The 20,603-nt window shown below is 37.2% G+C and carries 16 protein-coding genes; 10 read left to right on the top strand and 6 right to left on the bottom strand.

Annotated elements, in window-relative coordinates; translation table 11 throughout:
• Nucleotides 1-16 precede the first annotated feature (16 nt).
• Together ODR02_RS14345 and ODR02_RS14340 are read left to right on the top strand one after the other, a co-directional pair.
• The gene (locus ODR02_RS14345) at nt 17-1,051 is read left to right on the top strand and encodes an alpha/beta hydrolase (RefSeq protein WP_309513376.1); all 1,035 of its coding nucleotides are present in this window, start codon (nt 17-19) and stop codon (nt 1,049-1,051) included.
• Nucleotides 1,052-1,245: 194 nt separating this feature from the next.
• Nucleotides 1,246-3,087, top strand: coding sequence for a carbon starvation CstA family protein (locus ODR02_RS14340; RefSeq protein ID WP_245169770.1), 1,842 nt, complete (start codon nt 1,246-1,248; stop codon nt 3,085-3,087).
• A 224-nt stretch (nt 3,088-3,311) separates the two neighbouring features.
• Here the strand turns inward: ODR02_RS14340 and ODR02_RS14335 are convergent, their stop codons facing one another.
• Together ODR02_RS14335 and ODR02_RS14330 are read right to left on the bottom strand one after the other, a co-directional pair.
• Complete coding sequence (locus ODR02_RS14335) at nt 3,312-6,080, bottom strand: TonB-dependent receptor plug domain-containing protein (RefSeq protein WP_209785792.1); 2,769 nt, start codon at nt 6,078-6,080, stop codon at nt 3,312-3,314.
• A gap of 413 nt (nt 6,081-6,493) precedes the next feature.
• Complete coding sequence (locus ODR02_RS14330; RefSeq protein WP_209785793.1) at nt 6,494-8,824, bottom strand: ATP-dependent helicase; 2,331 nt, start codon at nt 8,822-8,824, stop codon at nt 6,494-6,496.
• A 431-nt stretch (nt 8,825-9,255) separates the two neighbouring features.
• On the opposite strand from ODR02_RS14330, the gene ODR02_RS14325 reads away from it, so the two are divergent.
• From ODR02_RS14325 to secG, 3 genes are all read left to right on the top strand, one after another.
• Entirely contained in the window at nt 9,256-10,569 is a 1,314-nt protein-coding gene (locus ODR02_RS14325) for a M16 family metallopeptidase (RefSeq protein ID WP_309513375.1), read from the top strand.
• 52 nt (nt 10,570-10,621) lie between these two features.
• Entirely contained in the window at nt 10,622-12,667 is a 2,046-nt protein-coding gene (locus ODR02_RS14320; protein WP_309513374.1) for a M16 family metallopeptidase, read from the top strand.
• A gap of 133 nt (nt 12,668-12,800) precedes the next feature.
• Nucleotides 12,801-13,151 (top strand): preprotein translocase subunit SecG, encoded by a 351-nt coding sequence (gene secG, locus ODR02_RS14315; protein WP_079240630.1) that lies wholly within the window; start codon nt 12,801-12,803, stop codon nt 13,149-13,151.
• 51 nt (nt 13,152-13,202) lie between these two features.
• Here the strand turns inward: secG and ODR02_RS14310 are convergent, their stop codons facing one another.
• Nucleotides 13,203-14,036, bottom strand: coding sequence for a glycosyltransferase family 2 protein (locus tag ODR02_RS14310; RefSeq protein WP_309513373.1), 834 nt, complete (start codon nt 14,034-14,036; stop codon nt 13,203-13,205).
• A gap of 1 nt (nt 14,037) precedes the next feature.
• On the bottom strand, nt 14,038-14,649 hold the full coding sequence (gene recR, locus ODR02_RS14305) for a recombination mediator RecR (protein WP_209785798.1): 612 nt from the start codon (nt 14,647-14,649) through the stop codon (nt 14,038-14,040).
• A gap of 237 nt (nt 14,650-14,886) precedes the next feature.
• On the opposite strand from recR, the gene ODR02_RS14300 reads away from it, so the two are divergent.
• The 4 genes from ODR02_RS14300 to ODR02_RS14285 all read left to right on the top strand — a co-directional run bounded on the left by ODR02_RS14300 (nt 14,887) and on the right by ODR02_RS14285 (nt 18,212).
• Nucleotides 14,887-15,492 (top strand): hypothetical protein, encoded by a 606-nt coding sequence (locus tag ODR02_RS14300; protein WP_309513372.1) that lies wholly within the window; start codon nt 14,887-14,889, stop codon nt 15,490-15,492.
• A 23-nt stretch (nt 15,493-15,515) separates the two neighbouring features.
• Entirely contained in the window at nt 15,516-16,007 is a 492-nt protein-coding gene (locus ODR02_RS14295; RefSeq protein ID WP_309513371.1) for a hypothetical protein, read from the top strand.
• A gap of 84 nt (nt 16,008-16,091) precedes the next feature.
• Nucleotides 16,092-17,534 carry an aminoacyl-histidine dipeptidase gene (locus ODR02_RS14290; protein WP_209785800.1) on the top strand — a complete coding sequence of 481 codons (1,443 nt, stop codon included), beginning with the start codon at nt 16,092-16,094 and terminating at the stop codon, nt 17,532-17,534.
• 96 nt (nt 17,535-17,630) lie between these two features.
• Entirely contained in the window at nt 17,631-18,212 is a 582-nt protein-coding gene (locus tag ODR02_RS14285; RefSeq protein ID WP_209785801.1) for a TIGR00730 family Rossman fold protein, read from the top strand.
• Nucleotides 18,213-18,270: 58 nt separating this feature from the next.
• On the opposite strand, the gene ODR02_RS14280 is transcribed toward ODR02_RS14285, so the two are convergent.
• Nucleotides 18,271-18,600 carry a 2Fe-2S iron-sulfur cluster-binding protein gene (locus ODR02_RS14280; protein WP_034697026.1) on the bottom strand — a complete coding sequence of 110 codons (330 nt, stop codon included), beginning with the start codon at nt 18,598-18,600 and terminating at the stop codon, nt 18,271-18,273.
• A gap of 12 nt (nt 18,601-18,612) precedes the next feature.
• Nucleotides 18,613-19,668 (bottom strand): NAD(P)/FAD-dependent oxidoreductase, encoded by a 1,056-nt coding sequence (locus tag ODR02_RS14275; RefSeq protein WP_034697025.1) that lies wholly within the window; start codon nt 19,666-19,668, stop codon nt 18,613-18,615.
• A gap of 151 nt (nt 19,669-19,819) precedes the next feature.
• Between ODR02_RS14275 and ODR02_RS14270 the strand changes: the two genes are divergently transcribed.
• Nucleotides 19,820-20,590: a DUF3108 domain-containing protein gene (locus ODR02_RS14270; protein WP_309513370.1), complete on the top strand. Its 771-nt coding sequence runs from the start codon at nt 19,820-19,822 to the stop codon at nt 20,588-20,590.
• Nucleotides 20,591-20,603 lie beyond the last annotated feature (13 nt).

The raw sequence follows: 20,603 nt of genomic DNA, 5'->3' as shown, positions 1-20,603 counted from the left end.
TCCTTAAAAATTTATTATGAATTCATCGATAAACAACATATCAATCTACAGGTTTTTTACAAACCTGTTTTTTGTTTTATTCTTAGGTTTTTCTAGTTTATTTTTTTCCCAGAACTTTTCACAAGTACAGGTTAAAACACCTCCAGTAAAAAGTACAGTACTTCCTAATATAGCCAATCTGTCTGAGGATATTGTATATAAAACCAATAAAAAAGGAAAACCTCTTGCTCTGGATTTATATATTCCTAAAAATGTTTCCACTGAAAAAATACCTGTACTGATCTATGTTCATGGAGGCGGATGGATTGAAGGCGATAAAGTAGTTCATGCAGACAATTATCTGGAAACCACTGTTGAAAAATTATTGGCAAAGCAATATGCCGTGATCAGCATTAATTATACACTGCTGAATGACAGTACTCATTTTCCATTGCCTCTGGAAGATACCAAAGATGCTATCAGATGGGTAAGAAAAAATGCAGATAAATATCATTTCGATACCCATAATATAGGTCTGTTCGGAGCTTCAGCTGGAGCTCACCTTTCCCTGATGGCGGCTTATACTCCCGACAATACCTATCTGGGAAGTCCGGAGCTTTCGTCTTATTCTGCCAAAGTAAATTATGTAATTGATCATTATGGTCCTGCTGATCTCAACAAACTTTTCCATACAAGACTAGGAACAATTCCGGTAGGAATGATCGGGTTGATGTCAAAAAAGATTGTCAGTTTACAGGAAAATCTGGTGAAAGGAATTTCCGGATATGATATCAGAAAAGATCAGGACAGAGCTATTGATTACCTTAAAACCCTATCTCCAGTTAATTTTGTTTCGGAAGGAGTTCCAACTTTAATTGTTCAGGGCAATAATGACAAAATTGTTCCGTTAAACCAATCTAAAAAACTTCACAGAAAATTAAACAGAGCCAAAATACAGAACTCCCTGATCGTCGTTGATGGCGGAGTACATGGTTTTGGAACAACTGATAAAGCTTATCTGGACAAAATTACTGATGAAATGGTAGATTTTGTTCTTTCACAAAAGAAGTAATATACATTCACCTGTCAAATCATAATACAAACAACTACAAATCAATACAATAAAATACATTTCGACAACAAATTTGCTAGATTGATATACATATTGATATTTTTTCATTGAGAATTAATTACCTTGGCTATTATTTAAATTATTAACAACGAAAATGCCAATCAATTAATTATTTATCAATAAAAATAAGCAATATGGAATCTTTAAACAATATCAATGCGCTTACTCTCATATTTGTATCTGTTCTTATTTTTGCGATAGCTTACCGTTTCTATGGTATTTTTATTGCCAATAAAGTCCTCCGGCTTAACGACCAGAATACCACCCCTGCCGTGGAATTTGCAGATGGTAAAGATTATGTTGCAACCAATAAAAATGTACTTTTCGGACATCATTTTGCCGCTATTGCTGCTGCCGGACCTTTGGTAGGGCCTGTTCTTGCAGCACAGTTCGGATATCTTCCCGGCGCTTTATGGATACTGATAGGATGCGTACTGGGTGGCGGAGTACATGATATGATCGTACTTTTTGCTTCAGTAAGGCATAAAGGACAGAGTCTTGCGACTATCGCCTCTAAAGAAATCGGAAAAACAACAGGAACTGTAGCAGGTTTTGCCATCCTTTTTATTTTGATTCTCACATTGGCAGGATTGTCTCTGGCTTGTATCAATGCAATGCATGAGGCTTCATGGTCTCTTTTTACCGTTGTAATTACCATGCCCATTGCCATCATTATGGGACTGATTATGCGTTATAAAAAGAACAGTGTTCTGTTTGCCAGTATCCTTGGAGGAATCCTCCTGATTGCCGGAATTATCGGGGGACATACGCTCATGCAGAATCCTACGATGAATGGTTTATTTTCATGGGATATTAAAACAATTTCAATTGCAATTCCTTTGTATGGCTTTATTGCGTCTGTATTACCGGTTTGGCTTCTTTTAGTTCCTAGAGATTATCTTTCAACCTATTTAAAGATCGGAACTATTATTATGCTGGCTATCGGGGTAATTGTTATTCATCCTACGATACAGATGCCTGCGATTACAGCTTTTGTGAATGGTGGCGGCCCTATTATTGGCGGCCCTGTACTTCCTTTTATCTTCATTGTAATTGCCTGTGGTGCTATTTCCGGATTTCATGCTGTGATTGCAACAGGAACCACTCCGAAAATGCTTAACAAAGAGAGAGAAATTCTTTTCGTTGGATATGGAGCAATGCTTGTGGAAGGTTTTGTAGCCTTAATGGCACTTATTGCTGCCTGTACGCTAATGCCTGGTGATTATTTTGCCATCAATACTCCAAAAGAAGCTTATGATTCATTTCTTGCAGCCCATCCGTCACTACACGGAGTAGATATTGATTATTACTCACAGAAAATTGGGATTGATCTTTATGGCAGAACCGGAGGTGCTGTATCTCTGGCTGTAGGAATGGCTCATATTTTCAATAAAATCCCGTACATGGATCAGCTGACAGCTTATTGGTATAATTTCGCCATTATGTTTGAAGCAGTATTTATTCTTACCGCTATTGACGCGGGAACAAGGGTGGGACGCTTCTTTTTACAGGAAATGCTGGGGTCAGTAGTTCCAAAATTCAATGATAAAAACTGGATTCCGGGAATTATTATCAGCAGTATTCTTTTCACTTTTGCCTGGGGATATCTGGTGTATACCGGAAATGTAAACAGCATCTGGCCATTATTTGGAATCAGTAATCAGCTATTGGCAGCCTGCGGACTCATTGTCTGTACAACAATGCTGATCAGGATGAACAGAGGAAAATATGCTTTATGCTCGGCTATTCCCGGCGTTTTTATGGCTGGAATTACATTCTGGGCGGGCTATATTCAGGTGACCGCTATTTATATTCCAAAAGGACAGTATTTACTCGCAGTTTTAGCAGCAACAGCAATGGCTCTTATGCTTGTTGTATTTATAGGAGCTTTCATCAAGTGGTATCAGCTGCTTAAAATCAACACCACGGAAATTGATCATTATGGTGAACCCGTGAAGGAGCTGGTAGAAAGATAAAATTCAAATTTTATAAAGAAAAACTATTTAGGATGATTAAAGAAATAAGTATAGTTAAGATGAATCTTTCTGATTCTTAAGCTAAAAGCGAAGCTTATCTTAATACTCTTAAGCTCTTATTACATCTTAATGGTTCAAAAATAAAAGTTTAATTCATATTAAATAAAGAAAAACAGTTCAGGATTTCTGAACTGTTTTTTTTAAGCATTATCTTTTGTTTTTATTTAAAAATTGAAATTAAGTCTTGCGAAAACATACCTTCCATTCTGTCCAAACTGTGAAGTGGAACGTGAATAGATGAATTGGTCGTTATTAGTAGAAGCGGTAAGGTTTTTTGTTGGATAAATATCAAACAAATTATTTACCCCTAAGGTCAGTCCTACATTTTTAGTAAACTGATAAGCAGCAGATAAATCAGTGATAATCTTATCTCCGATCGGTTGGTGCTCATTAAAATCAATGATTCCGTCTCCATTCACATCAATAATATCAGCGCCTGTTACTTTTCCGAAATAGGTATTTCTCAGGTAGAAAGTTGCATTCTTCCATGACAGCGTGTGCGAAAGACTGGCTTTCACTCTCGGTACGGCTTCTTCCAGATACACTCTTGATTTTTCAGAAAAGTATACTTTCTCAAGCTGTGGCGACTGTAAAAGTCCTGCAGAATGGATATCTCCTACCTGCTTGGTTTTATTAAGGTTAATGGCAAAATTATTATCCAGTTTAAATCCTGAGAATCTTGCATTATGTGAGATTACCACATCTAAACCTTTTGTTTCAGTATCAATGGCGTTGGTAAAGAACTGTGCGGCATTGATTCCTAACTGATCATAAGCTTCCTGTGCTTTCTGAGGAACGCTTGCTCTCAGGAACTGGTCAGTAAGAATAATACGGTTATCAATTCTCGTGAAATATCCGTCTGCAGTAAAGCTAAGTCCAACAGCAGGGATTCTGTAAGTAAATCCTACACTTGCCGATTTTGAAGTCTCCTGCTTCAGTTTTGGCATATCCAGCAATCCTGCCAGCTGCGAATCATTACTGAAAGTTCCTACTTCCAGAAGTTGATTATTCGTAAACAATGTAGACGTTACGTTATAATAAATCTGGTGAATAGATGGTGCTCTGAACCCTGTAGAACCTGCAAATCTCACATTGAAATTAGGGGCTACCTTGATTCTTGAAGCCAGTTTATAATTGAAAGTCGATCCGAAATCCGAATAGTTTTCATATCTCGCTGCAGCATCTACCAGTAACCAGTTGGTAAAATTAAATTCAACATCTGCATAGGCTGCTACCGACTGTCTGTTTTTATCTACGGCATTTCCAGGTTTAAACCCGTTGAATACCTGAGATCCCCCGGGAAGCGCTGCTCCGAAGAAATCTGTAGGTCTCACGGAATTTCCGTTCCATACATTTCCGGAAACATCATAGGTTGCATAGGAAGCTTCCTCACCCTGAGTAATTTTAAAATTCTCATAACGGTGTTCAGCTCCAAATGCTACGTTGATTCCTTCCCATACATCATATTTTTTAGAGAAATCTAAATTGATGGTATTTTGAGAAAATCGCAGTCCACCCGCATTAAACTCTCTTGGTGAAGCAAAACGCAAAGAGGTATTTCCTGTATTCTGAATATTATAGGTAAAGGAATTCTGTCCGTAAGTATTACTGAAATCAATATTCCAGCCGTCCCATTTCCCTTTGATCCCGGCTGCTAATGAAATATCCTGAATATCTGTTCCGATCTGCGGAAGATAACCGTTAGGATATAACCCTGTAAAGGTTCTGCTTTCGCTTGGTCTTCTGTAAAACCCTCCGGAAGTTCCGTGTCTTAAGCTATATCCTCCAAAAGTATACACTTTCCAGTTGTCACTTACAGGAATTTCAGCATTCACAAAAAGCTGGTGATTATTAAGCTTAGACTGTCCTACCTGCATATTAAAATCCTTTCTCGTCTGTCCTCTGTAAGCCAGCTCCTGATCTGTGATATAATTAAGCTGATCTCTGGTGAAATTTGCCGATTTCAAAACATTTTGTAACGCAGAAATGGTATTGGCTCCCTGGATTGAATTTTGCAGATCCGGAGAGAAATAGCTTACATTTTGCGCATACTGATGTACATAATTTACAAGCTGTTGTGAATTGGGAGTATTGTTGATATTTGTAAAAAGAGAAGAAAGATTCACTCCGTCATTCAAAGCACGTTGTTCAATGGCGTTATAAGCATTATAAATAGGACCACTTTCAGTTCCTGCTCTGTATGTTGGGTTTCTGAACTGTGAAGACCAGGTAATATTAAAAAAACCTCCTTTAGTACCTATTTTATTACCATAGTTCAAATCCAGCTGAATATTCTGTCCGTCAAAATCTCCTGTATGGTCATTAGCCGTTGGCGTTAAATTTCCTCCATAGCTAATCTGTCCTGCCAGTTTTCCGGTGTCTCTTTTCAGATCAAGGTTAATTACTCCGGCAATAGCATCAGATCCGTATTGTGCAGAAGCACCGTCCCTTAATACTTCAATTCTGTTTAAAGCGAAAGACGGAATAGCATTCAAATCGGTTCCTACAGTACCTCTTCCGGGTGTTCCGTTTACATTCACTAATGCTGAAGTATGTCTTCTTTTCCCATTCACCAAAACCAAAACCTGATCCGGTCCTAATCCTCTCAGCTGTGCAGGATCCAAATGATCCGTTCCATCGGAATTAGTCTGAATAGTAGAAGTAAAAGAAGGCGCTACCGCATTCAGAATCTGTCCGATATTGGTTTGCGGAAGGATGATTGAAGATTCTTTCACATTGAATACATCTACAGGAACCGGGCTGTCTACTTTAGATCTGGCTCCAGCTCTTGAACCCAATACGACTACTTCTTCTACCGTATTGGTTTTTATGGTGTCTTTATTTGCTTTTATGCTGTCTTTTTCCTGTCCGTAAGTAAATACGCCGAGGAAAAATAAAACAGAGGCCGAAAGAATAGTTTTCTTATTTTTCATAGTTTAGAATTTGATAACATTTATGTTTTTACAAGGTGCAAATGTAAAATTTATTTATTAGTCTACAAAATAGATAGACTTTGTTTTTGTAAAAAACTATTATTGTTTCTTTCTATCCCTCACTTAAAGTTATGATAATTTAAGGAAACATTCATAAAAAACATTGTTTTATGGAAGGTTAACGGTAAAATAAATATTGAAAAAACGCTATGAGCGCAAAGAAATTCTTATTTAGTGATTATTTTACGATCGCAACGGCACTTCGTTCAGCAAGGAAAATCATCTCTGCTAAGTGAAACGCCTTCGTGAATGAAAAATATACATAGTGTGAGAGCAACATTGCGAACTTCAGTTTAAATAAAAAACGGATCCAAAAATTGAATCCGTTCGTTTTATATTGTTTTGTTCTGAAATTAAATCTTAGTCAGTTTCGCATATTTCAGGATCAGGTTTTTCTCTCCTTCATGGATGAAAATAACTTTTGCTTTGATATTCTGAGGATCTGTTCCATCCAGAAAACTAACTTCCCCTATTCCAAAACGGTCATGTCTCACTTTATCTCCTACTTCAATATCCTGAGAAGAAGCTCCGCTTGGATTGATAATTTTAGCAGTGCTTACGGGTTTCAACTTTCTGACTTCCGGTGCCGGTTTCGATGTATCTCCTCTGTCAATTGATTTTTTCTCAACCTTTTTGAAAGATTTCATTTCGGAAGGATGCTCATCAAAGATATTGGATCTTACTCCTGAATTATTAATAAACCTTTTTTCCAAAGCAGGATTAAGGAATTCAATATATTCATCATCAATTTCACTTAAGAATCTTGAAGGCTCTGCATCGGTAATTTTTCCCCATTGGAAACGCGAAACAGCATATGAAAAGAATACTTGTTTTTCAGCTCTTGTCAATGCTACATAAAATAATCTTCTCTCTTCTTCCAGATCTTCTCTGGTAGCAGAACTCATAAAACTAGGAAACAGGTTTTCTTCAAGCCCAACCAAATGTACTACCGGGAATTCCAACCCTTTTGAAAGGTGAATCGTCATCAAAGAAACCATATCATCTTCCAGGTTTTTATCCTGAGTATCTGCGGAAAGAGCAATGTTCTCAAGGAAATTAGAAAGGCTAGGATCTCCATCCTCCAGCTGCATCTGTTCTTCAATGAATCCCTGCATAGAGTTCATCAATTCCTGTACGTTTTCTACTCTGGAAATTCCTTCAGGAGTCTGATCATCTTTTAAAAATTTGATTAAACCGCTTCTTTTTGCCACTTCCATCGCAACACTGTAAGCCGTTTCTGTTTTCAGCAATACCTGAAAAGCCTTGATCATTGACCAAAAGTCATTCAGTTTGTTTAAAACTCCGTTGTTAAGACCTAACTGAGGGGCGTACATCGGAAGATTATCCAAAACTTTTGAAACCGCAATATTGTGAGCATCCGCAAAAACGATCAACTTATTCTGAGTGGTTTCCCCAATTCCTCTTGCAGGATAATTGATAATCCTCATTAAAGCTTCAGAATCATTTTCATTGATCAGAAGACGAAGATAACCAATAAGGTCTTTTACTTCTTTCCTTTGGTAGAAAGAAAGTCCTCCATACACTTTATAGGGGATATTTTTACGTCTCAGTGCATCTTCAAAAGCACGGGTCTGAGAGTTCGTTCTGTATAAAATGGCAAAATCGCTGTACTTTCTCTGGTCACGGTTACGAAGTTCCCAGATATTTCCTGCTACGAAATTGGCTTCATCAGCATCGGAAAGAGATCGGTATATTTTAATCTTATCTCCTTCTTCATTATCACTGAATACATTTTTCTTAAACTGCTGTAAGTTTTTTGCAATGACTACATTAGCCGCATTTACAATATTCTGTGTAGAACGGTAATTCTGTTCCAATGATACCGTTTTGGCATCAGTATAATCTTTTTTAAAGTTTAAGATATTATAGATATTTGCTCCACGGAAAGAATAAATAGACTGTGCATCATCTCCTACCACACAGATATTCTCAAATTTTGAAGCTAAAGCTTTTACGATAAGATACTGAGAGTGGTTGGTATCCTGGTACTCATCTACCATGATGTATCGGAATCTATCCTGATATTTTGCCAGCACTTCAGGAAAACGGGTCAATAATTCATTGGTTTTCAGCAACAGGTCATCAAAGTCCATAGATCCGTTTCTGAAACACTGATCCACATATTTCTGATAAATCTGTCCGATGAATTTCATGTTCGCCTTCTCATCTGCTTCCATCAGTTCAGGGTTGTTGAAGTAAGCTTTTACTGTAATAAGGTTATTCTTATACGTTGAAATTCTGGCCTGAACTTTTTTAGGTTTATAAAGATCGGCATCAATATTCATATCCTTCAGTACTTTTTTGATCACATTCAGGGCATCCTGCTGATCATAAATGGTAAAGTTGGAAGGATATCCCAGATAGTGGGCTTCAATTCTTAAAATTCTTGCAAAAACGGAGTGAAAAGTTCCCATCCAAAGACTTCTTGCATTGCTGTCTCCTACTACTTTTGCGATACGGTCTTTCATTTCACGTGCCGCTTTATTGGTAAAGGTAAGCGCCAGGATATTGAAAGGGTCTATTCCATTGTGAATTAAATGGGCGATACGCATAGTCAATACACGCGTTTTGCCGGAACCTGCTCCCGCAAGCACCATCAAAGGTCCTTGTAAAGAGGTAACGGCTTCATATTGTGATTCGTTGAGTCCTTTCAAATAGTCCATACAGCAAAAAATTTTTGGGAACACAAAATTAAGGTATTCAGAGCAGAATTCAAACTTTCATAGAAAAGTTCAAAATTTTGAGTACCAGGATTGGATCGTGGGATTATTTGTCAATGGTCAATTTTGCTTCGCAAGTGAATCGTGAATGATTACCCATTGATTAAAAAATTTCTCTACAATAATTATTGGCAACCTTAAATCTCACAACCCGAATCATGCAAATAAACAAACACAGCGCATTACTATCAATTAGGAAATTTCTTCCTATTAATTATTCATAAACTTAAATCACGCAACCCGAATCCCGTAACAAAAAATTCACAAGCGAAGCGAATTCACCATTCACCACTCACATTTACCTATCTATTTCTATTCATTTTGTAACATTTAATTCACTTTTCATACTAATTGGTAAACAATTTCTAAATTTTATGAAAAAGCGACTTCTTTCTGCTGCTGCCGTAGCTTTCTTCGGGCTAATGCTGAATGCACAGCAAATCAAATTCGAAGAGTATGACCTTCCCAATGGTCTTCACGTAATTCTTCATCAGGATAACTCGGCGCCGGTGGTAACGACAGGTGTAATGTACCATGTAGGTGCAAAAGATGAAGTAAAAGGCAGAACTGGTTTTGCTCACTTCTTTGAACACCTTTTATTCGAAGGAACTCCTAACATCAAGAGAGGAGAATGGTTCAAAATCGTTTCTTCAAACGGAGGGCAAAACAACGCCAATACGACTAATGACAGAACGTATTATTATGAAACATTTCCTTCCAACAATGAGCAACTAGGACTTTGGATGGAGGCTGAAAGAATGCGTCAGGCTGTAATCAACCAGATTGGGGTGGATACACAGAGAGAAGTTGTAAAAGAAGAGAAAAGATTGAGAATGGATAACCAGCCTTATGGAAATCTTTTCACAACAATTCAGAAAAATTTATTTACCAATCACCCATACAACTGGCCAACAATTGGTTCTATGGAAGATTTGAACTCAGCGAAACTGGAGGAATTCCAGGCATTCTACAAAAAGTATTACGTTCCAAATAACGCAACTTTAGTAGTAGCAGGAGACATCAAGCCTGAGCAGACTAAAAAATGGATTGAAACGTATTACGGAGGGATTCCAAAAGGAACACTTTATCCAAAAGATTACCCGAAAGAAACTCCTATCACACAGGAAAAAGAGGTTACTGCTACGGACCCGAATATCCAGCTTCCAGCTTATGTTTTCGCATACAGAACTCCGGCTAACAAAGAAAAAGATGCGTATGTTTTAGATATGCTTTCTTCTTATTTAAGCAGTGGTAAATCTTCCGTTTTATATAAAAAATTAGTAGACCAGGATAAAAAAGCACTTCAGGTAGCTGCTTTCAACCAGGGCCTTGAGGATTACAGTATTTTTGCCTTCTTCGCGATTCCAATGGGACAAACTACGAAACAGGCTTTACAGACTGATATTGATGCTGAAATCAAAAAGCTTCAGACTACTTTAATTTCTGAGGAAGATTACCAAAAACTTCAAAACCAATACGAAAACCAATTTGTAAATGCTAATTCAAGCATTCAGGGAATTGCTGCTTCATTGGCAACCAACCACGTATTGATGGGTGACACGAATTTGATCAACAAAGAAATCGACATTTACAGATCTATCACCAGACAGGATCTTCAAAATGCAGCTAAAAAGTATCTTAATTCCAACCAAAGAATAATCATTAATTACGTACCTGAGAAAAAGTAATTATTTCAACTTTCAGGTTACCATATGATTATCAAAAATTAAATTTTTACAAATGAAAAAGCAATTAACATATATAGCTGCAGCGTTTTTCTTTACAGGAATGGTTTCAGCACAAAAAATAGATCTTAATGCCATGCCAAAGCCAGGACCTACTCCTGCGATTAACATAGCGAAGCCAAAAACTTTCCAGCTAAGCAACGGTCTTACGGTAATGGTAGTAGAGAACAACAAACTGCCAAGAGTAAGTGCTAGCCTTTCTATGGACAGACCTCCATACCATGAAGGAGCTGTAACCGGAGTAAGCGAAATTATGGCTGAACAGTTCGAAAATGGAACCACCAACATCAGCAAAGATGATTTCAACAAAAAAGTAGACTACCTTGGAGCAAATCTTAATTTTTCTTCGGGAGGAGCTTCTGCCAACTCTCTTTCAAAATATTTCCCTGAAATTTTAAATTTGATGGCTGATGCAATCATTAATCCTAAATTTTCTGCTGAAGAAATTCAAAACTCTAAAGAAAGAGCTGTTGAAGGATTAAAATCTGAAGAAAAAAATGCTTCTTCTATCGCACAAAAAGTTTCTAAAGCTTTGATGTACGGAAAAAATACTTCAAGAGGTGAGTTTGAAACCGTTGAATCAATCAACAAAATTCAGTTAGCTGACGTTCAAAATATTTATAAAAAATACTACGCTCCGGATAATGCTTACTTAGTAATCGTTGGAGATGTAAAATTTGATCAGGTAAAACCTTTGATCGAAAAAGCTTTCAGCGGCTGGAAAAAAGCAAACACTCCTATCGCTCAATTAGAGCCGGCATCCAATGTTGCTAAAACAGAGATCAATGTAGTGGACGTTCCTTCAGCAGTACAGTCTGTTGTTTCATTAAACAACCTGAACACCCTGAAAATGAAAGATGCCAACTACTTCCCGGCTACCATCGCCAACTATATCCTTGGCGGAGGTGGTGAAGCAAGACTTTTCATGAACCTTCGTGAGAAAAACGGGTTTACATATGGGGCTTACTCCAATATGGTTGCCAGCAAATACTCTCCGGAATTCTCTGCCAGCGCAAGTGTAAGAAATGAAGTTACCGACAAAGCGGTTAAAGAGTTCATGAATGAGCTGAATGCTATTTCTACAGTAAAACCTGAAGAGCTGGCTAATGCGAAGGCTAAACTGAAAGGAGCTTTCATCATGTCTTTAGAGCAGCCAGCAACGATCGCAAGATTTGCTTTAAATCAAAAAGTTCAGGATCTGCCTGCTGATTTCTATACCAATTACTTAAAATCTATTGATAAAGTAACTGCAGCAGATGTTTCCAATGCAGTAAAAGCTACTATTTTACCAAATCAAAGCAGAATTTTCATCGCTGGTAAAGCATCTGATATTTCTGAAGGTCTTGAAAAACTAGGTTATCCTGTAAAATATTTCGATAAAGAAGCTAACCCAGCTGCAAAGCCAACAGTACAAAAAGTAGATGCGAACGTAACAGTAGCTTCTGTAGTTGACAAATACATCAATGCTATCGGAGGAAAAGCTAATCTGGCAAAAATCACTTCTTATACAACGAATGCGTCCATGTCTATGCAAGGACAAAGCATCGATTTTAAAATCGTTAGGGCACAAGGTGGAAAGGAGCTTACTACAGTAACTGCAATGGGACAGGTTGTTCAGAAGCAGGTATTCGACGGAAAGACAGGCTACTCAATGCAAATGGGCCAAAAAGTGGATATCACACCGGAAGAAGTTGCTGAAAAACAAAAGAATCCTGAACTCTTCGAAGAATTAGGTTTCGCCAAATCTGCTGATTATAAATTAGGAGGAATTGAGAAAATTGCGGGTGAAGATTCTTATGCAATTAAAGGTGGAGATACAACCTATTACTACAGTGTTGCAACTGGATTAAAAACCGGGGAAACCAAAAAGGTAAAAGCTAAAGGTCAGGAAATGACTATTCCAACAACATTTTCTAATTACAAAGAGGTAAACGGCGTGAAAATGCCTTACACCATTTCTGTAAGCCAAATGGGAATGGATATGACTATGGCTGTGAAGTCTTATGAGATCAATAAGGCTACTGATGCTGATTTTAAATAATAACATCCTATTTTTATAGAAAAAACGGCAACAATTGTTGCCGTTTTTATTTTTATCAACATTTGGCGACATCTTTTTTTGTCATTCAGTAAAAAAAGATTAAATTTGCCCATTCAAAAAGATATCAGAATTAATGGATACTATATTTACACTATTGATGGTTCTTGTTATGGTTGCCAGCGTTTTATTGGTAATTATCGTTATGGCACAAAATCCAAAAGGAGGAGGCCTTTCCAGTACATTCGGAGGTGCATCATCAGCACAGTTCGGGGTACAAAGAACCAATGATTTCATGGAAAAAGCAACATGGACTCTAGGCGGAACTATCATCGTTCTTATCCTTTTAAGCGTTGTTATTACAGGTAAGCCCTCTCAGGCACTTCCTGCACAACAGCCAGCAAAGAAAGAAGCGCCGGCAAAACAGTCAGCACCAGCTTCTTCTACAACAACTCCGGCACAGACACCTGTTGCTCCGGCAAAATAAGAAGAACATTATCTTACATACAAAAAAAGCAACTCAAATTGAGTTGCTTTTTTATTTTAACTTGATCTTTTCAATCTGATGGCGGAGCTTCAACCCTGCCTTTAAAAATGAATACTGCACAGGTTTTGATTCTTTATAATATTTATCAATAAAGATCTGCATGGCTCCATAAAATCTGTTGAGGTATACCTCATCTTTAACCGTGCTTTCGCCCTTGTGATGAAGAATAGAAACTTTCCCGTAATAGAAGTTCTTATATCCGTTTCTTAAAAATGTATAACAGAGATCAATATCTTCGCCATACATGAAGTAAGCTTCATCAAGCCCTCCTATTTTCTCATAAACTTCTTTTTTAGCCAATAAAAATGCTCCGGTAATCACTTCCACTTCTGCAACAGCATTTTCTTCTATATCGTCTCTGTAATAGGATTTGGAACTGTTTTTTTTAAAATTGGTAAACAGCTTTTCAAAAGAATTGAACATATCCGGAACCGAACGCTTACTTTCAGGAAGAAAATTTCCTTCTGCATCATGCATCCTCACTCCCAGACATCCGAAAGAAGGCTGTAAGTCTGCAAAATCCAGAAGTTCCTTCATATAAAATCCTTCAAATTCAGTATCAGGATTCAAAAGCAATACATATTCTCCTTTTGCCGTTTTTATAGCCTGATTATTAGCTTTTGAAAAACCACCATTCGTTTCAGAAGAGATAAAATGTACATTGGGAAATTCCGGAATAAGATCTCCCCAGGAACTATCCGTAGAAGCATTATCAATGACAATGACTTCATATTCTATCTCCTGTACGTATTTCTGAAGAGACACGAGACAGCTTCTGAGCAATTGGGTCACATTATAATTAACAATAATAACAGACAGCTTCATATTAGTCTTTTTCGTTGTACGGCAACCTGTTGATAATAGATCTTCCTAAAGAGATTTCATCAGCATATTCCAATTCATCCCCTACTGAAATTCCTCTTGCAATGCTTGAAAAATTCACATTGAAATTTTTAAATTTCTTATAAATATAATAAGCGGTGGTATCTCCTTCCATGGTGGCGCTCAATGCAAAAATAAATTCCTTTACCTTTCCATCATTCAGTTTCTTTTCTATACTTGGGATATTTAACTGGCCAGGCCCTACTCCTTCCATCGGAGAGATTTTTCCGCCAAGAATCAGATATTTCCCTGTGTACTTGCCTGTATTTTCAATAGCAATTACATCACGCACATCTTCAACGATACAGATCAGTTCACCATTTCTCTTTTCATTACTGCATATTTCACAGATCTCAAAATCTGAGAAATTATGACATTCTTTACAGTATTTTATTTCGTTGACAAGGTTAATCAGGGAGTTTCCAAGACTTACAGCTCTGGAATTGGGTTGCTTCAATAAATGTAATGCTAACCTCAAGGCCGTTTTCCTACCAATTCCGGGCAGTCCTGAAATCTCATCAACTGCCTTTGCCAACACTTTACTAGGGTAATCCATAGGTACAAAAATAAGGATTAAAGTTGATAATTAATAGTGAATAGTGAATGGTCAATTCACTTCGTTTGTGAATTTGTATAAAGTGATTATTGATAATTGACTTTGCGCAGCAAAAATTGACAATTGATCAGGAATCCAATGTCTCAATATGATATTTTAAATTTCTCCCATACCTGAGAACTCTAAAAAAACCTCTATATTTGCGGCTTAAATTAAATATGAAAAAAATAAACTAACATGGTACTTAACAATCTTAATTATCCTCTGGATTTCAAATTCAAAATCACTACTTTAGCAAGTGACTTTAACATTACTGACAAAAACGGTAATTATGTAGCATATGTTCGTCAGAAAATGTTCAAGTTAAAAGAAGATGTTGTCGTTTTCAATGATGAAAGCAAGTCTAAAGAACTTTTCAGAATCAGAGCAAATAAATGGATTGACTTCAACGTCTCGTATTCTTTGAATGATCTTATTGACAATAAAAACTTCGGTAGATTAGCAAGAAAAGGAATGCGTTCTATCTGGAAAGCGAGTTATGATATTCTGGATGCTCACGATCAGCCTAAGTTTAAGGTTCAGGAAGACAGTGCATGGGTAAGATTCTGGGACAGCTTTGTAGGGGAACTTCCTATCATCGGAATGTTCACAGGGTATTTCCTTAATCCATCATATACGGTAACAGGTATTGATGGAAAGGCTTACTTCAAGCTGAAAAAAATGCCTTCATTCTTTGGAAGAAGATTCCAGCTGGACAGACTGATCGATATTGATGACGAAGAAGAAAGCCTGGTAATCCTTTCTTTATTAATGATGACGCTTCTTGAAAGAGCAAGAGGATAAACAAATAATAAAACCACAAACACATGAAATATTTAATCATTTTATTTTCCGCATTTCTATTGGTAGCCTGTAAAAAGGAAAAAGAAACGGTTTCAGGTTCTGCTTCTGTAGATTCTTTACATATTACCAAAGACTCAGCTTCAGTAAAACCTTCGTCAGGAAATATTCTGGTGGGAACCATTCCGTTTCCTAAAGAAATCAAAGAATGTTCCTGCTATTTTGCAGCAAGCAAAACTGATTTTGAAAATGAGAGATATATCTATGCAGATGACGCCGGAAAAACAGCTTATATGATGCTGGATGGTAAAAGGCTGGCCATGAATCTTATCTCATCAAGTGATATGGAGGTAGATGAATTGCTTACCAAAGAAATAGAAAATGATGATTACAAAATTTCTGTAAAAGGTAAAAAAATAAAAGGCGAAGAAGCTTTACTGTTTGAAGGAACTCTGACAATAGAGAAACCAGACGGAACTACATTTACTACTCCGATCTATGGAGAATGCGGATGTTAATAAAAGCGAAATCATACAACAAAAATGCTTCTGTATCTCACAGAAGCATTTTTTATTTTGTAAATTTGAGAAAAATAAATTTCAATGGAATTATCTAATATAGAACCGCAGATTATCTGGAAAAATTTCTCCAAATTAAATGCTGTTCCAAGACCTTCAAAAAAAGAAGAGAAAGTAATCGCTTTTATCAAAGGATTTGGTGAAAATTTAGGACTGGAAACTACGGTAGATGAAGTAGGAAACGTTATTATTAAGAAACCTGCCACAGCAGGCATGGAAAATCGCAAATCTATCGTGCTTCAATCGCACCTTGATATGGTTTGTCAGAAAAACAATGACGTTAATTTCGATTTTGAAACAGAAGGAATTAAAATGGAAATCGATGGCGACTGGGTAAAGGCAAAGGGAACTACTTTAGGTGCTGATAACGGTTTAGGAGTAGCAACAATCATGTCTATCCTTGAAAGCTCGGATATTCCACACCCTGCACTGGAAGCTCTTTTTACCATTGATGAAGAGACAGGAATGACCGGTGCTTTAGGATTAAAACCAGGACAGCTGACAGGACAAATTCTATTGAACCTTGACACTGAAGAAGATGATGAAATTGATATCGGCTGTGCCGGAGGTATAGATGTGACGATCACTCAAACTTATGCCACAGAAACTTCAAAAGGACAAATTGTAAGAATTGAAGTAAAAGGACTTCAGGGTGGACACTCCGGAATGGATATTCATAAAGGTTTCGGAAACGCCAATATTATTTTGGGAAGACTTCTTTACAGCGGTTTAGAAAATCAAAATATTGAACTGATTTCTATCGACAGCGGAGGTTTAAGAAATGCTATTCCAAGAGAAGGCTCTGCTATAATTTCTGTGAGAAATGCTCAGGAATTTATAGAAAATGCCACTGTTCTTAAAAAAGATATCTTAGAAGAATTTGCTACGGTAGAGCCGGGAATTCAAATCAATATTGAGAACTCTACCTCTTCTGACAAAACGATTTCAGAAGGAGATTCTAAAAAAGTGATTCTTACTTTAAAAGCTCTTCATAACGGAGTATACAGAATGAGCCCGGATGTAGCTGACCTTGTAGAAGCTTCCAACAACATAGCCAGAGTAGAACTGAAAGGTGGAGAACTTAAGATTTTAAACCTTACAAGATCTTCTGTAGATTCTTCTAAATATTCAGTAGCAGAGCAATTAAAATCTGTAGCAGAATTAGCTGGAATGAATGTTGAATTCAAGGGATCATATCCGGGATGGAAGCCAAAACCAGGTTCTGAGATTGTACAGCTGATGGAGAAGCTTTATACTGAAAAGTTCAGTGAAAAACCTCATGTAGTAGCTTGCCATGCAGGTCTTGAATGTGGAATCATAGGAGCCAACTATCCTGAAATGGAAATGGTAAGCTTTGGACCAACCATCAGAGGAGCACACTCACCTGACGAAAGAGCCAATATCCCTTCTACACAGAAATTCTGGAGCTTCCTGAAAGATATTTTAGCAAACATTCCTCAGAAATAGAATAGTAAAATTACTATATTAAATATCCAAAGTCTTATGATTTTGGATATTTTTAGTTTTAATCTAAATATATTTATTGAAATAAAACCTTATACAATGAAAAGTATCACCGTATTCTGCGGCTCAAGTTTTGGCTCGCATGATATTTATAAAGAACAGACATTTTTACTTGGTAAGACCTTAGCCAGACAAGATATACAGCTTGTTTATGGCGGTTCGGAAACGGGCTTAATGGGAACGGTAGCCAATGGGGCTTTAAGTGAAAATGGTAAGGTAATCGGAGTTCTTCCCAAATTTTTACAAACCAAAGAAATTGCCCATAAAAATCTTACCGAGCTTATCATCGTGGAAACCATGCATGAAAGAAAAACCAAAATGAATGAACTCTGCGACGGAGTCATCGTTCTTCCTGGTGGCTACGGAACGCTGGAAGAGTTTTTCGAGATGATCACCTGGGCACAGCTCGGGCTCCACAAAAAACCGATCGGAATTCTGAATATTGATGGATTTTATGATGATCTTATCAAACTTATTCAAACCATGGTAGATAAGGGATTTTTAAAACAAGTCAATAAGGATATGGTGCTGATTAGTGAAAGTATTGATGATTTGTTGGACCAAATGAGAAATTATGAGGCTCCTACAGTTTGGAAAGTGATCAGTAAGGATGAAATATAAAGAAAAAACCCGTCCGGAAAATCCGGACGGGTTTCTTATTAAGATTAAAAAATATTTTCTAAGGATAAGGAGCAATCTCCACTTCGAGCCCTTCCATGGCATCGGCAATATGTAACTGGCATCCCAATCTGCTGTTGTCTTTCACATGGAAAGCCTCAGCCAGCATGGCATCTTCTTCATCTCCCATCGGTTCCAGACCGGGATCATTGATTACATATACCTGGCATGAAGCACACATCGCCATTCCTCCACATACTCCAATAGTACCTTCTTCTGCCAATTCATAGGAACGGATAATTTCCATTAAGTTCATGGACATATCCGTAGGAGCTACGACATCGTGGGTTACACCTTCTCTGTCGGTGATTTTAATATTAACGTCTGACATAATTCTACAAAATTAGTCAATTTTTTTCACAACTGCCTTCTCTGCTTCCTTACGGCTTCCGTCAAATCCGTCTACACCACTTACGGTTGTATATTTTAATACGAATTTTTTACCAGGATTCAATCTGTTATAAACACTCTGGCACATTAAAGTCGCTTCGTGGAAACCACAAAGAATCAACTTTAGTTTTCCAGGATATGTATTGATATCTCCAATTGCGTAGATTCCGTCAATGTTGGTTTGATAATCAAGTGCATTGTTTACAACAATTGCATTTTTCTCGATGTTCAGTCCCCAGTTTCCGATCTCACCCAATTTCGGCGTCAATCCGAATAAAGGAATGAAATAATCTGTTTCAATATCGTAAGCTTCCTGCCCTTCCACTTCTACCGTGATAGCTTCTACTTTTCCGTCACCTTTAATACCGGTAACTTCAGCAGGCGTAATTAATTTAATTTTCCCCTGGTTTTTCAGATCTTGAACTTTCTCTACAGAATCCAAAGCTCCTCTGAACTCATTTCTTCTGTGAATCAAAGTCACTTCACTGGCAACATTAGAAAGGAAAACACTCCAGTCCAGTGCAGAATCTCCTCCTCCGGCAATTACTACTTTTTTGTTTCTGAAATGCTCAGGCTCTTTCACGAAATATTCAAGCCCTTTTTCTTCGTAATCAGCAAGATTATCAAAAGTAGGCTTTCTAGGTTCAAAAGTTCCCAGTCCACCCGCAATAGCAATTGCTTTACATCTGTGAACCGTTCCTTTGTTAGTAATCACCTCAAACCACTCATCATCAACCTTTGTATAAGAAACCGCAGTTTCCCCTAAAGTAAATCCAGGCTGAAACTGTTTGATCTGCTCCATCAAATTATCCACCAATTCTCCAGCATTTACTGAAGGATAACCTGGGATATCGAAGATAGGTTTTTTAGGATAAAGTTCCGCCAACTGCCCTCCCGGCTGTGGAAGCGCATCAATAATATGGCACTTCATTTTTAATAAACCAGCTTCAAAAACTGCAAAAAGTCCTGTAGGTCCCGCACCTATGATCAATATATCAGTGGTTATCATAATTTAAGATAATTTAATTATACATGTAACTGCAAATTTACTAATTTTAATGCGAAGCATATTTAATTGATTCTAAATAAAAACCTGAGATTTGTCAAATATCTATCAATTAAGATTTTAAATTTGGCAATGTTTTTGTAAATGTCTTGTTATGAAGAAAATTTCAATCCTTTTTGCATTCCTTATATTCTTTTTTGGCTCAGCCCAGATTGATAATATCGCGGACGGCGAATCCATCACTCTCAGGATCCACTACGGCTTCCTTAATGCAGGTACAGCGAACCTTACTACCAAACAAACCAATTACAAAGGGGTACCTCATCTCTATGTAAAAGGTACAGGAGAAACGACAGGTGCTGTAAAAGCATTCTTCAAAGTGGAAGATTTATATGAAAGCTTCATCAATACGCAGACAGGGTTACCAAGTTTCTACGTAAGAAATGTACGTGAAGGAAGCTATCGCCAGCATTTTGAAACCGTTTTCAATCACGATAATAATACGTTGATTTTAACAGATAAAAAAACTCCGGCCAATGGTTCAAAGGTTTTAAAATCCGTAAAAGGGGTTCAGGATATGCTTTCATGTTTTTATTATTTGAGAAGTAAAAGCCCGGACGAATTGAAGGTGGGAACGATCATCAATATGAATGTATGGATTGATGATGAAATGTTTCCTTTCCAGCTTAAAGTAGTGGGGACAGAAAATTTAAAAACAAAATTCGGTACGATTAACTGTTTGAAGATTATTCCATCTGTGAAGAGCGGAAGAGTATTTAAAGAAAAAGAAGGAGTAACGATGTGGGTTTCGAATGATGCTAACCATGTTCCTATGCTATTGAAGGCGGAACTGGCAGTAGGCGCATTGAAAGCAAGTATTGATGATTACAAGAATGTAAAATATCCTTTAAAGTTCAGTAAATAACAACGATCAGTTT

The organism is Chryseobacterium sp. CFS2 (assembly GCF_036543225.1).
In the GTDB taxonomy this organism is placed as follows: Bacteria; Bacteroidota; Bacteroidia; order Flavobacteriales; family Weeksellaceae; genus Chryseobacterium; species Chryseobacterium culicis_A.
Note: the sequence above shows the minus strand (reverse complement) of the source record. Positions and strands in the feature narration are given on the sequence as shown.